At 69.2% G+C, this 15251-nt stretch carries 15 protein-coding genes; 6 read left to right on the top strand and 9 right to left on the bottom strand.

Translation table 11 applies throughout. The annotated features are described in order from the left end of the window. The 8 genes from SK803_RS31925 to SK803_RS31890 are packed head-to-tail and all read right to left on the bottom strand — an operon-like array spanning window position 1 to window position 6198. Complete coding sequence (locus SK803_RS31925) at window positions 1-918, bottom strand: DMT family transporter (RefSeq protein ID WP_319969865.1); 918 nt, start codon at window positions 916-918, stop codon at window positions 1-3. Continuing rightward, window positions 915-2348 carry a multicopper oxidase family protein gene (locus SK803_RS31920; RefSeq protein ID WP_319969864.1) on the bottom strand — a complete coding sequence of 478 codons (1434 nt, stop codon included), beginning with the start codon at window positions 2346-2348 and terminating at the stop codon, window positions 915-917. Before SK803_RS31920 ends, SK803_RS31925 begins: the two co-directional genes overlap by 4 nt. Then, a complete protein-coding gene (locus SK803_RS31915; RefSeq protein WP_319969863.1) occupies window positions 2345-3808 on the bottom strand; it encodes an ABC transporter permease in 1464 nt (487 codons plus the stop codon). Before SK803_RS31915 ends, SK803_RS31920 begins: the two co-directional genes overlap by 4 nt. Then, entirely contained in the window at window positions 3805-4464 is a 660-nt protein-coding gene (locus SK803_RS31910; protein WP_319969862.1) for an ABC transporter ATP-binding protein, read from the bottom strand. The genes SK803_RS31915 and SK803_RS31910 overlap by 4 nt, the downstream gene beginning before the upstream one ends. Then, complete coding sequence (locus tag SK803_RS31905; protein ID WP_319969861.1) at window positions 4461-4889, bottom strand: hypothetical protein; 429 nt, start codon at window positions 4887-4889, stop codon at window positions 4461-4463. The genes SK803_RS31910 and SK803_RS31905 overlap by 4 nt, the downstream gene beginning before the upstream one ends. Before the next feature lie 6 nt (window positions 4890-4895). Next, on the bottom strand, window positions 4896-5333 hold the full coding sequence (locus SK803_RS31900; protein ID WP_319969860.1) for a hypothetical protein: 438 nt from the start codon (window positions 5331-5333) through the stop codon (window positions 4896-4898). Further along, window positions 5330-5986, bottom strand: coding sequence for a methyltransferase family protein (locus SK803_RS31895; protein WP_319969859.1), 657 nt, complete (start codon window positions 5984-5986; stop codon window positions 5330-5332). The genes SK803_RS31900 and SK803_RS31895 overlap by 4 nt, the downstream gene beginning before the upstream one ends. Beyond that, on the bottom strand, window positions 5986-6198 hold the full coding sequence (locus tag SK803_RS31890) for a DUF2933 domain-containing protein (RefSeq protein ID WP_319969858.1): 213 nt from the start codon (window positions 6196-6198) through the stop codon (window positions 5986-5988). Before SK803_RS31890 ends, SK803_RS31895 begins: the two co-directional genes overlap by 1 nt. Before the next feature lie 183 nt (window positions 6199-6381). Between SK803_RS31890 and SK803_RS31885 the strand changes: the two genes are divergently transcribed. The 3 genes from SK803_RS31885 to SK803_RS31875 all read left to right on the top strand — a co-directional run bounded on the left by SK803_RS31885 (window position 6382) and on the right by SK803_RS31875 (window position 11056). Beyond that, window positions 6382-8883, top strand: a complete 2502-nt coding sequence (locus SK803_RS31885; RefSeq protein ID WP_319969857.1) for a glycoside hydrolase family 65 protein — start codon at window positions 6382-6384, stop codon at window positions 8881-8883. A 1-nt stretch (window position 8884) separates the two neighbouring features. Beyond that, window positions 8885-10033, top strand: coding sequence for a site-2 protease family protein (locus SK803_RS31880; RefSeq protein ID WP_319969856.1), 1149 nt, complete (start codon window positions 8885-8887; stop codon window positions 10031-10033). Between the two features lie 144 nt (window positions 10034-10177). Beyond that, window positions 10178-11056, top strand: a complete 879-nt coding sequence (locus tag SK803_RS31875; protein ID WP_319969855.1) for a slipin family protein — start codon at window positions 10178-10180, stop codon at window positions 11054-11056. A gap of 105 nt (window positions 11057-11161) precedes the next feature. Here SK803_RS31875 and SK803_RS31870 read toward each other — a convergent pair whose 3' ends face one another. Then, window positions 11162-13096: an NUDIX domain-containing protein gene (locus tag SK803_RS31870; RefSeq protein ID WP_319969854.1), complete on the bottom strand. Its 1935-nt coding sequence runs from the start codon at window positions 13094-13096 to the stop codon at window positions 11162-11164. Window positions 13097-13315: 219 nt separating this feature from the next. On the opposite strand from SK803_RS31870, the gene SK803_RS31865 reads away from it, so the two are divergent. Genes SK803_RS31865 through htpX form a run of 3 tightly spaced genes read left to right on the top strand, consistent with a single transcriptional unit; the run spans window position 13316 to window position 15248 of the window. Continuing rightward, window positions 13316-14065 carry a PspA/IM30 family protein gene (locus SK803_RS31865; RefSeq protein ID WP_319969853.1) on the top strand — a complete coding sequence of 250 codons (750 nt, stop codon included), beginning with the start codon at window positions 13316-13318 and terminating at the stop codon, window positions 14063-14065. Continuing rightward, window positions 14062-14340, top strand: coding sequence for a PspA-associated protein PspAA (pspAA, locus tag SK803_RS31860; protein WP_319969852.1), 279 nt, complete (start codon window positions 14062-14064; stop codon window positions 14338-14340). Before SK803_RS31865 ends, pspAA begins: the two co-directional genes overlap by 4 nt. A gap of 5 nt (window positions 14341-14345) precedes the next feature. Beyond that, window positions 14346-15248 (top strand): zinc metalloprotease HtpX, encoded by a 903-nt coding sequence (gene htpX, locus SK803_RS31855; protein WP_319969851.1) that lies wholly within the window; start codon window positions 14346-14348, stop codon window positions 15246-15248. Window positions 15249-15251 lie beyond the last annotated feature (3 nt).

Raw genomic sequence — 15251 nt, 5'->3', positions numbered from 1 at the left:
TCATGCCTTCCTGGCCCGCGGTCGATGTGCGGCCCGACTGGACTGGACTACCAACAGGAGAGCCGCGATGACGATCGCGTCGCCAAGCCCCTCCATCAGGGTGACGCGCTCGCCGAGAACCGCAACACCGAACGCGACGCCGACCACCGGGACGAGCAGCGTCCAGGCGGTGACCGAGGTGAGCGATGCGCGGCGCAGCTCGCCGAACCACAGCACGTACGGCAGTGCTGTCGCGCCTGCGGAAAGCACGAGCAGCACCGTGATGAACCGGGCGCTCCAGGTGATGGTGGTGGGCGGGCCTTCGGTGACCGCGGCGACCACCGACAGAACCGTGCCGCCGAACAGGAACTGCCACACGCCCAGGGCGAGCAGGTCGACATCGTCCAGACGGCGGGCCAGCAGCGCACCCGCGGTGATCCCGGCGGCGGCCAGCACCGCGAGGCCTGCTCCCCCTCCGAGACCGGTCGGCGCGGCCACCAGCACCAGTCCGCCGAAACCGAGCGCCACCCCCGCGATCTCGACCACCCGTGGCCGCTCGGCGTACAACCACCAGGCGGGCAACACGATCAGCAACGGCGCCGAGTTGCTCAGCACTGCGGCGGCCCCGGTGGTCAGCCCGCTCGTGCTGGCGAACATCGCACCGAAGGTGAGCGTGACGTTCGTCAGCGCCAGCACGCCGATGAGACCCCAGGTCCCCGCTTCGCGGGGAAGCACTGTCGCGTCCGCTCGCCGACCGACGAGTAGCAAAACGGCCAGCAGCAACAGTCCGGCGACCAGCGCGCGCAGGGCCGCGAACCACAGCACCGGAGCGTCCCGCATACCCCACGTGATCAGCGCGTAGCACGAACCCCAGCCCACGACGACGATCAGCATGCGCCACGGACGCACCCCTGTCGCCTCGGCACGCGCGGTGATCACGTCTGGTAGCCCAGCGTCGTCGCCATGCCCGCTTCGGCGTGGTAGGTGTTGTGGCAGTGGACCATCCATTGGCCTGGGTTGTCGGCGTCGAAGTCACAGGCCACCGTCTGCCCCGGCAGCACGATCGCGGTGTCCTTGCGTGGCCCGCCGGCGATCTGGAACGTGTGGCCGTGCAGGTGCATCGGGTGCCACATCATCGTGCTGTTCACGAACTCGACGCGCACTCTTTGTCCACTTCGGACTCGGGCGGGGTTGGTGAGATCACCCGCGCGCCCGTTGATCCCCCACTCGTAGCTCATCATTCCCCCGGTGAGCGCGAGCCGGTGCACGACGTCGGGCTGCTTGGCGGGCAACACCGCCGAGTCGGCCGGCCTCAGGTCCGCGTACCCGACGACTTTTCCGCGCAGCTCCGCGGGTTGCACGGTCGGTTCGGGCACAGCACCCGGACCGGTGCGCACCACCGCGAACGCGGCACCGGACTTGGTTTCGGCCTGCGCGACCAACTCGAACACACCGTCACCGAGTTCGATCAGCACGTCGTAGCGCTCACCCATGCCGATCACCAGCGCGTCGGTGGTCACCGGGACGACCGGGAAACCGTCGGTGTGGGTCACCGTCATGCGGTGTCCGCCCAGCGCGACCCTGAAAGCGGTGTCGGAACCCGCGTTGATGAACCGGACTCGGACACGCTGCCGCGGCCCGGCCTGGAAGGTGACCGGCGCCGCCGGAACGCGGCCGTTGATCAGGTAGTGCGGGTAGGTCACGTCACCGGTGAGCTGCTGGGCCGCGGCTCCGCCCATGCCGTGCATGGAGTGGCCGCCGCGCTGACGCAGTCCGGCGAGCACCTCGTCCGGTGTGGTGCCGGTGCCGTCGAGCCAGTCGTCGAGCACGACCGTCCACTCGGCGTCGTACTTGCCGGGCTCGGCGGGATCCTCGACGATCAGCGGCGCGTACAGGCCGCGGTCCAGCTGAGTCCCGGTGTGCGGGTGGAACCAGTACGTGCCGGGCGCCGGCGCGACGAACCGGTAGGTGAACGTCTCCCCCGGCCTGATCGGCGGCTGGGTGAGATGCGGCGCGCCGTCCATGTCGTTGCGCAGCGCCAGCCCGTGCCAGTGGACGGAGGTGTCCACGGGCAGCTGGTTGACCAGGCGCGCCTCGATCAGGTCGCCCGCGCCCACCCGGAGCTCCCGTCCTGGCGCTTCTCCGTCGTAGGTCCACGTGCTGACCACCGGACCGCCGAGGTCGATCTGCCCAGTCGTGGCCGTGATCGTGACCGATCGGGTGCGGCCAGTGCCGCCGCGCGCCGCTTCTGTCTGTCCCACCAGCGGATCGGTGGGCAGAATCAGCGGAGATCCGGCTTCGGACGTGCAGGCCGCCAATACACCGAGCGCGGTGGCCCCGAGGAAGGCGCGGCGGTTGAACGGGCTCATGCGGGACTCCTGCGGAACAGTCGGGCCGCTGCCAGCCCGAGCACGACCAGCCAGCCGATGCCCAGCAGCAACGCTTGCCACTCGTCGAAACCCGCGGTCAGGCCACCGTCGAGGAGCACCCGGTCGGCCCCGTAGCCGGGTAGGAACCGCGCCCAGCCGGGCGGCTCGTTGCGCAGCATGGGGCTCTGTGCGATGCCGATGTCCAGGAACGGCACCAGAAACGCGATCAGAACACCCGAGACGCGGCCGAAGATCGGCCCGAGGCAGACACCGATGAGCGCGTAGGTCGCGGCGAGCAGCACACTGCCGACCGCGTAGACGGGCCACTGCCGAGCGTCGAACACCATCGCGGTGACCGCGAGGGACGCCGCCGTCACCAGCAGGACAGCGAAGCCGATCACCATCAGCCGGGCGGACAGCAGCGCGCCGGTGCGAAACCCGGCCAGCGTGAGCCGCTGATCCCCGGATCGTGCGTCGAGAACGACGAACAGCCCGGCAAGGGTGGCCAGCGATCCGATCGCGATCGGGGTCATGGTGCCCGCGTGGACATCCGGCAGCCAGAAGGAGAATGAGGACTCGCGCCCATTGTCCACAAGGGACAGAACCATGGGCTTCTCAGGAGTGATCGCATTGGACAGCCAGATGAACACGACCGGAACGACGATCAGCAGCACCCAGAGCACCGGGTTGCGCCGGTAGTCGCGCAGCCCCATGCGCAAGCCGGTGGTGAACTGACCACTACGGCCGGCGCCGCGGTGCGCGACCCGCGTGGTGGCCGTGACCACGAACCAGGCCGCCAGCAGTGCGCCGAGCGTCCAGGTCAAAGCCCAGCCGAGGTCGCCGAGCCGGCCGCCGTGGCGGGAGGGCAGGTCGACCATCCACAGTGTCACGAAGTGGGTCGGGAACCAGCGGGTGGCGAGCCGGTCCGGTGAGCCGATCGCGGGACCGAAGAAGACGTCCATGATCCACACGAAGAGGATCAGCACGGTGCCGTTGACCGGGTTGCGCACGAGCACTCCGGTGAGTGCGCCGATCGCCAGATAGGTCACGGCGAACATGAGGGTGCCCGCGATGATCCGTTCCGGTTCGTCGATGCCTGTGCGCGCGGCCAGCGCGATCAGCGCGGCAGCGGACACCAGCACAGCCAGCACGAGCCCCGTCGCCATGCGGGCAGCGACCAGGCAGGTGGACGGCAGGCCGGCGAGCACGAGCCGTCGATCCGCGGCCCGTGCGGCCCGCAGCTGGAAGTACATGGCGACACCGGCCAGGAATCCGGCCGCCCACCCGGCCGCCGCGGTCTCCACGGACGGGCCGGTGCCGCCGAGCAGCTTCGCCGCCTCGGCCATCGATCCGGCCGCTACCACGACGAACACCACTGGGACGAGCACCAGCACCAGCGGGTTGACCGGGTTGCGGGCGTAGTCGGCCAGGAACCGCCGAACGAACAGCACCGTGGTCATCGCGGCACCGTCCGCCCGGCACGCAGATCCACGATCCGGTCGAAGCGTTCCTCGTCGGCGACGAAGTGGCTGATGATCAGTACCGAGCGGCCGGATTCCCGCCGCTGCGCCACCAGCTCCCAGAACCGGACGTAGGTGTCCCAGTCGAACCCGGCGTAGGGCTCGTCGAGCAGCAGCACCTCAGGGTCGGCCAGCAGTGCCAAGCCGAGGTTGAGTTTTGCCAGCGTTCCGCCGGAGAGCTGGTCGGCCCGTGTGGTCGCGTACCGCTCGAAGCCCAGCGCCTCGTACAACTCGCGGCGGGACCTGCGCTCCGCCTCCGGACTCATCCGGTATGCGCGGCCGAACAGTTCGAAGTGTTCGTTGCAGGTGAGCCGTTCGTAGGTCACCGGTTCCTGCGGGCAATATCCGAGCCCGCCCGAGACCGACACGGTTCCCGCGTCCGGGCGCAAGGCACCGACCAGGATCTTCATCAGGGTGGACTTGCCCGAGCCGTTCTCCCCCACGAGGCCGACCACCTCGCCGGGACGCAGGGTCAGGTCAGCGCCGCGCAGCACGTCCTGGCGGTGCCGGACCGGCCAGATGCCACGCCGGTAGCTCTTCTCGATCCCGGATGCCACCAGCGCATCGGTGGTCTGTGTCGGAAGCCCGATGGTCATGGCGCACTCCAGGTGCCGGTCACGTCTTGGGGAAGTCCGATGACCCGCAGGTCGACCGTTGTACCCGCGGGAACCGGGGTGGCGAACCGCAGCGTTCCTTCGCGATGGTGCCCTCCAGGGCCCTGGCCTTCCCAGACGGCGCCGTCGGCCACTGCTCCGTTGACGGTCAGCTCGGCCGAGGCAGCGAGGTCGAGGTCCAGCTCCACGGTGTGGGTGTCGAGCACGATCTTGAACACTGCGCCGGAACCGTCCAGGGCGAGCGCGGTCATCGTCACCTCGACATCGCCGGCCTGCACCGTGCGAGTACCCAGGTCCGCAGAGCTCGGTTCGGGTCGCGAGAGCCACCAGGCGATCGCACCGACAACAACCAGCGCGACCACGACAATCACGGCGACGCCGCGCCACGACGTGGTGATGTGAACCATGACGTCTCACCGTCCTGCGGGGACTGGAGTGCGGCGCAGCCGCCGGGCAGAGAGGAACACCCCGAGCGCGTTGATCGCGACTCCGGCCACCATGATCGGAGTCCGGTACTCGGTGAGGAACACGGCTGCGCCGGAAGCGCCGATGATCGGCGCGAGATCGGCCACGTGGTGAGCGCAGCACGCGACCATGCCGACAGCGGAAGCACCCGCGCCCGTGCCCGCAGCAGCGCGCACGTCGGTGTGCAGCCGCTGACGGCGGCGCAGCTCGACGAACAACCCGATCTGCGTGCCGAACCCGGTCAGGATCAGCACGAGCCACGGCCAGTCGTCCACGGCCTGCTGGGCCAGGTGGTCAAGCCCGCCGACACCGCCGACGACAAGTGCGTAGAAGAGACCCAGGGCGGCGGCAGCCACGATCCCGGCGCGCACGGCGTTCCTGCTCATCGCTGCCTCCGAACTCGGTCAGCCGGCGTCGAACGCAGCCGAGGCAGGAAGGCCGGCGTGTGCGCGGCGTAGGCGATCCAGTGCTCACCGAACCGTTGTGCCACCTCGCGTTCCTCGCTGCGCGCCAGCCGCGCGTACACCACGACCAGGATCGGGAACATGATCAACGTCGGGATGGTCGGCCACTGCAACAAGAACCCGATCATCACCAGCAGGAACCCGTCGTACTGCGGGTGCCGCACCCGCCCGTACGGCCCGGTCGTGGCCAGCCGATCCTCCTTCGCGGCCTCGTGCAGCCGGACCCATGCCGCGGAGATCAACCAGAAGCCGGCAGCGATCGCCACGTAGCTGGCCAAGTGGAACGGGCTCAGATGCGGATCGCCCGTCCAGCCGGTCAGGTCGTTCCACAGATGGCCGCCCGCGTGGGTGTCGCGCAGCAACGGAAAGCGCGACCCGAGCCAGCTGCCCAGCAGGTAGATGGTCAACGGGATGCCGTACATCTCGGTGAACAACGCCACCAGGAACGCGGTGAACGCCCCCATCGCCCGCCAGTCCCGTTTGGTCTGCGGACGGAAGAAGCTCATCGCGAACACCACGAACAACGCGATGTTCAGGAAGACCAGGGGCCACAGCCCGTAGGCGGCGTCAGCCATCACTGCCGGCCAGAGGTGTGGCGGTGATCCTTGTCGTGCTCATCGGAGCCACCGTGGCCGCCGTGCCCGCCCATCATGAACATCATCATCAGCGGGCAGGCCAGCACAAGCAGCCCGACCAGCAGGGTTCCCGCAGGCACACCGGCGAATCCCAGCCCGACGATCAGGATCGCCAGGGCGATCGCGTACAGCCCGAGGTGCTGGCGTTTCATGACGTCCTCCGCTTCATCGGTTGACTTCGAGCATCGGCTCGTACAACACCCGGCGGCAGGGCCCCCGGCATCTCGACATCAGGGACCTACTACCTCACATAGGAGAATCTTTCTGCTCTGCCCCGACGTCCACATCCGGTTGACAGTGCGGAGGAAAGCGCGGCGGCTGAGTGGAGCTCGGTTATGGGAACGGTTGATGCCGCCTGGACGCTGGACTACGACGGCTTCGACCAGGCCACTGAAGGGGTGAGGGAATCCCTGTGCGCTTTGGGCAACGGGTATGTGGTCACTCGTGGCGCCGCACCGGAGGCGAGCGCGGGCGGGGCGCACTACCCCGGCACGTACGTCGCCGGGGTGTTCAACCGGCTCCGCACCCGGCGGCACGGCCACGTCGACGAGACCGAGAGCCTGGTGAACCTGCCGAACTGGCTGGAGTTGCGCTGGCGGATCGCCTCGGGTCCCTGGATCGTGCCCGGCACCGACGCAGTGGTGGATCTGCGGCAGACGCTGGACCTGCGGGCTGGTGTGCTGCATCGCCGCTACCGTGCCGTCGACTCCGCCGGGCGGGCCACGACGGTGGTGTCCCGGTGCCTGGTGTCGATGGCCGCGCCGCATGTCGCCGCGCTGGACACGACGTTCATCCCGGAGAACTGGTCGGGCCTGCTGCACGTGAGGTCCGGCATCGACGCGCGGACCGCCAACACCGAGGTCACCGCGGACCTGCCACTGGGCAGCCGGCACCTGCGCGCGGAGCGCGCGGGCGGGAACGGCACGGCTGGCGTCTGGGTGCGGATGCGCACCAGCCAGTCCCAGGTAATCGTCGGGATGGCAGCTCGCACCCGTGTCCTCACCGCCGGCCGCATCGTCGAGGTGCCTCGCCGAGTGACCACCGCGGCGGCCCGCCCGCACGAGGATCTGGCGATCCGGGTCGAGGCCGGTCATCCGCTGACCGTGGAGAAGATCGCCGCGGTGTACACCTCCCGCGACCGGGCGATCAGCGAACCGGCCACCGCGGCACGCGACGAAGTCGCTCGTGCGGGCACGTTCGCCGCACTGCAGGCCGCCCACGTCGACGCGTGGCGGGACCTGTGGCGACGCTGCCACGTCGAACTCTGTGCTGACGACGGCGCGGAGTCGGCCGCACGGCTGAACCTGCACACCTTCCACGTGCTGCAGACCGCGTCCGAACACATGCGCGACCTCGACGCCGGGGTGGGGGCGCGCGGGCTGCACGGAGAGGGCTACCGGGGCCACGTCTTCTGGGACGAGCTGTTCCTCCACCGGGTGCTCGTGCTGCACCTGCCCGAGGTCAGCCGGGCGTTGTTGCGGTATCGCCACCGGCGGCTCGACCCGGCACGGCGTGCCGCCCGTGCGGCGGGGCATCGGGGCGCGATGTTCCCGTGGCAGAGCGGCAGCGACGGCCGCGAGGAGACACCCACCGAGCTGTACAACCCCCGATCCGGCCAGTGGATGCCGGACCGTTCGGTCCACCAGCGGCATGTCGGGCTGGCCATCGCCTACTCGGCGTGGCAGTACTACCAGGCCACCGGCGATCTGGCGTTCATGACCACCCACGGTGCCGAGTTGGTGTGTGAGATCGCCAGGTTCTTCGCCGACCTCGCCCAGGAGAATCCGGCGACCGGACGATACGAGATCACCGGCGTGATGGGGCCGGACGAGTTCCACGACGGCTATCCCGGCACCGACACACCCGGACTGGCCAACAACGCCTACACCAACGTCATGACCGCCTGGCTGCTGCGCCGGGCGCTCGAGCTGGTCGCCCTGCTGCGCCACCACGACGGCGCGGCGGTGCTCGACCGGCTCGGTCTCACCGACGGCGAGCTCGCGCGGTGGGCCGACATCACGACTCGGATGTACGTGCCGTTCCACGGTGACGGCATCATCAGCCAGTTCGACGGGTACGCCGACCTCACCGAGTTCGATCTCGCCGGATACCGGGCCCGCTACGGCAACGTCGGCCGCCTCGACCTCATCCTCGCAGCCGAAGGCGACACCCCCAACCGCTATCAGGTGAGCAAGCAGGCGGACGTGCTGATGCTGTTCTTCCTGCTGTCCGCCGAGGAACTGCGGGAAGTGCTGTCCGGCCTCGGATATGCGTGGCCCGAGGAAGCGCTGCCACGCACCGTGAACCACTACTTCTCCCGCGTCTCACACGGGTCCACGCTCAGCCGGGTGGTACACGCCTGGGTGCGGACCCGTACCGACCGCGACTGCTCCTGGGACTGCTTCACCGAGGCACTCGCCGCCGACGTCCTCGACACCCAGGGCGGCACGACCCGCGAGGGCATTCACCTCGGGGCGATGGCGGGCACCATCGACCTGGCCGAACGCTGCTACCTCGGACTGGAGACACGCGACGACGCGCTGTGGCTCAACCCCGTGCTGCCCAAAGAGATCAACCGCCTGCGCACCACGCTCACCTTCCGCGGGCACCGGCTCCAGGTCACCGCCACCCACACCGAACTCACCGTCATCGCCGCGGCCACTGACGCCGCACCGGTGACCGTCCACGCCGCCGGTCGCGAGCTGCGCCTGGGCGACACAGGCACCGAGGCGACCGTCCCGACAGGACCGAAGTCGGGACACCCCGCCACAGCGAACAGCATCCGCCGAGGCCTGATCGACGGCTCACATCCGCAATCAGCACGAACGGAGTTCTGACATGGGTGACGACATCCAGCTGGGCCGCCTTGCCGGTTTCCCCTTGCGCGTCAACTGGAGCGTGCTGGTGGTGCTGTGGCTGTTCACCTGGAGCCTGGCCGGCCACACCCTTCCCGTCGATGCACCGGGCCACCCGACCGCGACGTACTGGCTGGCCGGTCTGGCCGGCGCTGTGGTGTTCCTCGGCTCGATCCTGACCCACGAACTCGCCCACGCCCTCGTCGCCCGCCGCTCCGGCGTCGAAGTCAAGGGCCTGACCTTGTGGATGTTCGGCGGCATCGCCAGCTTCGGTTCCGAGGCGAAGACCCCGAGGGACGACTTCCGGATCGCCGCGGCCGGGCCCGCCACGAGCCTCATCCTCGCGGCCGTCTTCGCCGGTGTGGCCATCGGACTCGACGCGTTCGGGGTCGCGCACATCGTCGTCGGCGTCGCCTGGTGGCTGGCAGGCATCAACCTGCTGCTCGGCTTGTTCAACCTCCTCCCAGGTGCACCACTGGACGGCGGCCGGGTCCTGCGTGCCTACCTGTGGCACCGGCACGGGGACGTCACCCGCGCGGCCCTGGGCGCCACCCGCGCCGGCCGCGTCCTGGCGTTCGGGCTCATCGCGCTCGGCCTGGTCGAGTTCCTCGCCGGGTACGGGTTGGGAGGCTTGTGGATGGTCTTCATCGGCTGGTTCCTGCTCACCGCCGCACGCGCCGAGGAGGCGCAGGTGCTCACCCGGCAGGCCCTGGCGGGCATCCGCGTCGCCGACGTGATGAGCACCGACCCGCACACCGGCCCCGGATGGCTCACCGTCGACGCATTCATCGAACGCTACGTGCTGGGCGACCGCCACTCGGCCTACCCCGTCGAAGGACCCGACGGAGGCATCGACGGGCTCATCACACTGGCCCAGCTGCGGGCCGTCCCTAGCGTCGAACGGGCCACGACCAGAGTCCGCGACGTGGCCATCCCCCTCGCCGACGTGCCGACGGCGACACCGGACCAGCCACTCACCGGGCTGCTCGAACACCTGTCCCCGGACACCGGCGGCCGAGCCCTGATCTTCGACGACGGCCGGTTGGTCGGCATCATCACCCCGACCGACATCGCACGGACCATCGACATCAGGGGATTCGACGTGCTGCCGTCTGCCGGCCACCGCCACTGAGCCGACCACGAGCGAACACCCACACCGGTGTGGTCAGCCGAAGGTCGATCGGCGCCGGGAACGGGGACCTTCGGCAGCGGCGTCGGCACAGGCACGGTCGCATCGTGAGACCACGACAGATCGAAATCCGGACGGAGCGTCATCATGAATGGCTCGATCATCATCGTCGGTGTCATCGCCGTGGTCCTGGTACTGCTGGGCATGTCGGTGAAAGTCGTCAAGCAGTACGAACAGGGTGTGCTCTTCCGGCTGGGACGGGTGCGCGGGGTGCGCATGCCGGGCCTGCGGCTGATCATTCCGGTGGTGGACGTCATGCGCCGGGTGTCGCTGCGGATCGTCACGCTGCCCATCCAGTCGCAGGGGATCATCACCAGGGACAACGTCAGCGTCGACGTCTCGGCGGTCGCGTACTTCAAGGTCGTCGACGCGGTGAAGTCGGTCGTCGCGATCGAGAACGTCTACCACGCCATCGACCAGATCGCCCAGACCACGCTGCGCAAGGTCGTCGGTCAGCACACCCTCGACCAGACGCTGTCCGAGACCGACAAGATCAACCTCGACATCCGCAAGATCCTCGACGTCACCACCGTCGAGTGGGGTGTTGAGGTGACTCTGGTGGAGCTGAAGGACATTCAGCTGCCGGAGAGCATGAAGCGCGCGATGGCCAGGCAGGCCGAGGCCGAGCGGGAGAAGCGCGCGAAGATCATCAACGCCGAGGGCGAGTCGCTCGCCGCGGCCGCGCTGGGCGACGCGTCGGACACCATGATGGCGCACCCGCTGGCGTTGCAGCTGCGCAACCTCCAGACGCTCGTCGAGCTCGGCGTGGACAAGAACACCACGGTCGTGTTCCCCGCACCGCTGATGAGCACCATCGGTGAACTCGGGTCCTTCCTGGCCCGCGAAGCGGCTGCGGCGGTTCCCAGGGCCGAAGTCCCGGCCTCCGCCATCCCGACGCAGCCCCTCGGCACGCCGCCGGCACAGGAGACTCTGCCGAACGGCGAGCCCGTCGCTTCTCCGCGATAGACACATTCGCGAAACATGGGTGATGTGTCCGGTCGACTCCGGACACATCACCTGAGCCGGGTGGCGCGTTTCGGGCTCTGGACAGCAGCTCCATCCATCGTGGATTCAACCGGTGGTGCGGGCCAGCATGCCGGACAGCAGGTCAACCACTGTCGCCGTCATCCTGCCGAGCGCACCGCAATCCCCCGGTGTGCGACGGGGTACGTCGAGTAGTTCCCGCAGCGGAACCTCGCGGACCGTGCTGACCTCGGCCAGGTTGGCCGAGCCGGTGAACGCGGACCGGGCCGACCAGGCCAGCACCGGACTGACGAGGAACCCGCTGTCGGGCAAGGCGAACGGCGGCAGAACGCCGAGGACCTCCACCGCGTCCGGGTCGAGGCCTGTCTCCTCACCCGCTTCTCTCAGCGCGGCCGCGACCGGCCCGTCATCGCCGGGTTCGACCGCGCCGCCGGGGAACACGAGCTGGCCGGGATAGTGAGCCAGATCGGGAGTGCGTTCGGTGAGCAGCACTCGTGGGCCGATGGAACCGTCCGTGACCAGCACCAGCACCGCCGCAGGCCGCAACACGACCTGCTCGGGCAACCTGTGCTCCACCATCTGACGACGGATGAGGTCCGTCTCCAGTTGTTCAACCCATTCAGGTTTCGAGGATGGTCGACCAACTCGGATCGACGGCTCGTCATTGTGCACCGTGAGCCATCTGAGCCGGCCGGAGCTCACGGTCATCAGCGCCACACCGGGCTCGGGATCGCCCGCGTGGACGAACCGGGTCTGCTGGCCGAACCCCGGATGCCCGAACAACGCGCGAGCCGGGCGGTGGGCGACCAGGTCGCCGGTGTCCGCCCATTCCGCGGGGTTGTTCGCCACGACGACCAGTGCCTGGCACGATCCGACCAGCTGTGCGACGGGGCCGCCGAAGGGCACGAGCGTCTCGCTCATGGCGGGTACCAGCACGAGGTTCACACCTGCTTCGGTGAGCGCGTGCACGGCCTGCGGGTTGAGCAGGTCGCGGCAGATCGCGATCACCAGATGCCAGCCGTCGGCGGTCACGTGTACGCGGATCTCCGGCCAGCCCTGCGGCTGGATGTCCTCCGCCACCGGACGGTCCGCCGGGGAGTGCTTGTCCTGAAGCAGGGGAAGGTCACTCCCCCGCACCCACCCGACGGCCGTGTTGCGCCGGCGCGGCGAATCGTCACCGGCCTCGTCCTCGTGGTGGTGGCTACCCGCGATCAGCAGACGAGGGCCTTCCGGCCTGCGCACCCAGTCCCGCAGTCGCGCGCTCAACCGCTCGGTGACGCACAGTTCGGGCAGGACCACGATGGAAGCCCCGGACGCCGCGGCGCGAGCGACGAGCCTGTCGATCTCGGCGAGTTGCGCGTCCGGGTCCGCCGGACGCACCGGAAAGGTCCGCCGGCGCGCGTCTCGGGTGAACTCGAAATCGTCGAGGCTCCGATTGGGGTGGCAGGTCGCCACGACGGTACCTGCCGTGACCAGACCGGCCAGGAGCTCCGTCGCGCTGTAGTCGAACACGACCTGGAAGCGGGTGGCCCACTCGCCTGCCAGCCGAACCCGGCGGGTCTCGTCCAGCCGGTTCGCCAGGCGCCACGGTGGTGACGTGGCCGCCATCGCGGTGACCTGTCGCAAATCGGGACTGTCCAGTGGCACTGGATCCCCGACGCCAGGCTGATAAGGGCTGCGGCGCCGGAAGGAGCCCGCGAAGGTGTGGCCGTACGTGCTGTCCACCAGCTCGGCCAGCGCGTGTGCCACCACCACAGCCGGAACATCGTCCACCGGCTCGAGTGCCGCGGCGAGCGCGTGCCGTGCCGCGCGCGGCAGCTCCCGTTCTCCTGGCCGGGCGGGAAGCACCTCGGCCAGCTCCGTGAGCACAACCGTCACCCTCGCCCTGCAATCCGGATCGCTCACCCGCTCCCACAGCACCGGATGCTCGTCGCGGCACAACCGCAGCAGGTGGGTAACCGTGACCAGCGGTTCTGGCTCCTCGGCGATCGCGGCACGCATCGCCGCCACCCGGTCGGGCAAGGAGCTCAACCCCGGCACACACGGTGAACAGACGCCGTCCATCACCTGCCAAGGCTGCTGGCCGGGCGAAGACTCCGGCCAGCGCCGATCGACCTCCTTGCACAAGGACCTACGACCCGCCATAGGAGACCTTCGGCCCGCGACGTCGTCCGCACCGGGGTCGACAGTGAAGAGCAAAGGCAGTTGTTCGACGATTGTGCGAAGGAAAGGGCTGTTGCCATGAGTATCGCCCGCCGACTGGCTCTGTTGTTCCGCGCGAAGGCGAGCAAAGCGCTGGACCGGGCCGAGGATCCCCGCGAGATCCTCGACTACTCCTACGAACGCCAGACGGCGCTGCTGGCCAAAGTGCGTCGCGGCCTGGCGGACGTGGCGACCAGCCGCAAGCGCGTCGAACTGCAGATCGGCCAGGCCCAGCAGGCCGCGGACCGGTTGCAGGACCAGGCGACGCAGGCCGTGCGGCTGGACCACGACGACCTCGCGCGTGAAGCTCTGACCCGCCGCGCCGTGACGCTGACCCAGATCGCGGAGCTGCGCCCCCAGGCAGTGGCGCTGAAGTCCGAGGAGGAGAAGCTCACCGCGGCCGCGCAACGACTCCAGTCCAAAGTGGAAGCCTTCCGCACCCGCAAGGAAACCATCAAGGCCACCTACACCGCCGCCGAGGCGCAGAGCCACATCGGCGAGGCCGTCTCCGGGATCTCCGAGGAGATGGGCGACGTGGGCATGGCCATGCGGCGCGCCGAGGACAAGACCGCCCAGATGCAGGCCCGCGCCGGCGCCCTGGACGAGCTGATGGCCTCCGGCGCACTGGACGACGCCTCGTCCCCGATCGGGCACCGCGACGACATTCAGGCCGCTCTCGACGCCGCCAGCGGCCAGGGCAGCGACATCGACACCGAGCTCGCCCAGCTCAAGGGGCAGCTCGCCCCCAAGGTGATCACATCAGCGCAGCACGGGACGGAGTCGTCGTGATCATCCGCATCCTCAGCGAAGGCCAGTACGAGGTCGACGACGACCTGGTCGACGACCTGAACACGCTCGACGGCAACCTGCTCGACGCGATCGAGGCCGACGACGCCGACGCGTTCGGCCGCGCGCTCCGCGAGCTCCTGACGGCCGTCCGCCAAGCCGCACAACCGGTTCCCGACACCGCGCTCATCCCCTCGGAGTTCGTGCTGCCCTCCGAGGACGCCGACCTGGACGAGGTCCGGGGGATGCTGCGCGGCGACGGCCTGATTCCGGGGTGAGGACGATGCGAACCCGGTTCCGGCCGGATCACCGGCTCACCACCAGGATGGTGGTGACCATGTTCCTGCTCGGCCTGGTGTACGTGGCGTTCATCGCCGCGCTGGTCGTGCTGCTCGACTCAGTGATCATGGTCGTGGTGATCGCCGGGCTGTTCCTCGGCGCGCAGTACTGGTTCTCCGACCGGATCGCCCTGTACGCCATGCAGGCTCGCATCGTCACGCCGGAGGAAGCACCCGAGTTGCACGGCATCGTCGACCGGTTGTGCGCGACCGCGGACATGCCCAAACCACGGGTGGCGGTCGCTGACACCGACCTGCCGAACGCATTCGCCACGGGCCGCAGCACCCGGCGAGCCGTGCTCTGCGTGACAACCGGACTGCAGCGGCGACTGGACACCGAGGAACTGGAAGGCGTGCTGGCACACGAACTCTCCCACGTCGCCCACCGCGACGTGGTCGTGATGACCATCGCCTCCTTCTTCGGCGTCCTGGCCGGGCTCGTGGCCCGCTTCTCCTTCTACTCCACCATGTTCGGCGGCGGAGGGCGCCGAGGCCGCGACGGCGACAACACGTTCCTGCTCATCCTCCTGGTGATGGCCGTCTCCGCCGCTGTCTACGCGATCTCCTTCCTGCTCATCCGTGCCCTGTCGCGCTACCGGGAACTGGCCGCGGACCGAGCCGGCGCCATGCTCACCGGCCGTCCCTCCGCGCTCGCCTCGGCGTTGACGAAGGTCAGCGGCGAGATCCAGCGGATGCCGACCCGCGACCTGCGGGCCGCCGAGGCGTTCAACGCCTTCTTCTTCGCCCCCGCCCTGGGCTCCAGGATCAGCCTGTCCAGCCTCCTGTCCACCCACCCCACCCTTGAGCAGCGGCTGGACCAGCTGGCCACCCTGTCCACCCAACTGTGACCG

Source organism: Lentzea miocenica (assembly GCF_033949945.1).
GTDB lineage: Bacteria > Actinomycetota > Actinomycetes > Mycobacteriales > Pseudonocardiaceae > Lentzea > Lentzea miocenica.
Note: the sequence above shows the minus strand (reverse complement) of the source record. Positions and strands in the feature narration are given on the sequence as shown.

Excerpts from the sequence above, each read along its gene's own strand:
- SK803_RS31920 (WP_319969864.1), bottom strand. The coding sequence starts at position 2,348 with ATGAGCCCGTTCAACCGCCGCGCCTTCCTCGGGGCCACCGCGCTCGGT.
- SK803_RS31915 (WP_319969863.1), bottom strand. The coding sequence starts at position 3,808 with ATGACCACGGTGCTGTTCGTTCGGCGGTTCCTGGCCGACTACGCCCGC.
- SK803_RS31910 (WP_319969862.1), bottom strand. The coding sequence starts at position 4,464 with ATGACCATCGGGCTTCCGACACAGACCACCGATGCGCTGGTGGCATCC.
- SK803_RS31905 (WP_319969861.1), bottom strand. The coding sequence starts at position 4,889 with ATGGTTCACATCACCACGTCGTGGCGCGGCGTCGCCGTGATTGTCGTG.
- SK803_RS31900 (WP_319969860.1), bottom strand. The coding sequence starts at position 5,333 with ATGAGCAGGAACGCCGTGCGCGCCGGGATCGTGGCTGCCGCCGCCCTG.
- SK803_RS31895 (WP_319969859.1), bottom strand. The coding sequence starts at position 5,986 with ATGGCTGACGCCGCCTACGGGCTGTGGCCCCTGGTCTTCCTGAACATC.
- SK803_RS31890 (WP_319969858.1), bottom strand. The coding sequence starts at position 6,198 with ATGAAACGCCAGCACCTCGGGCTGTACGCGATCGCCCTGGCGATCCTG.
- SK803_RS31885 (WP_319969857.1), top strand. The coding sequence starts at position 6,382 with ATGGGAACGGTTGATGCCGCCTGGACGCTGGACTACGACGGCTTCGAC.
- SK803_RS31880 (WP_319969856.1), top strand. The coding sequence starts at position 8,885 with ATGGGTGACGACATCCAGCTGGGCCGCCTTGCCGGTTTCCCCTTGCGC.
- SK803_RS31875 (WP_319969855.1), top strand. The coding sequence starts at position 10,178 with ATGAATGGCTCGATCATCATCGTCGGTGTCATCGCCGTGGTCCTGGTA.
- SK803_RS31865 (WP_319969853.1), top strand. The coding sequence starts at position 13,316 with ATGAGTATCGCCCGCCGACTGGCTCTGTTGTTCCGCGCGAAGGCGAGC.
- htpX (WP_319969851.1), top strand. The coding sequence starts at position 14,346 with ATGCGAACCCGGTTCCGGCCGGATCACCGGCTCACCACCAGGATGGTG.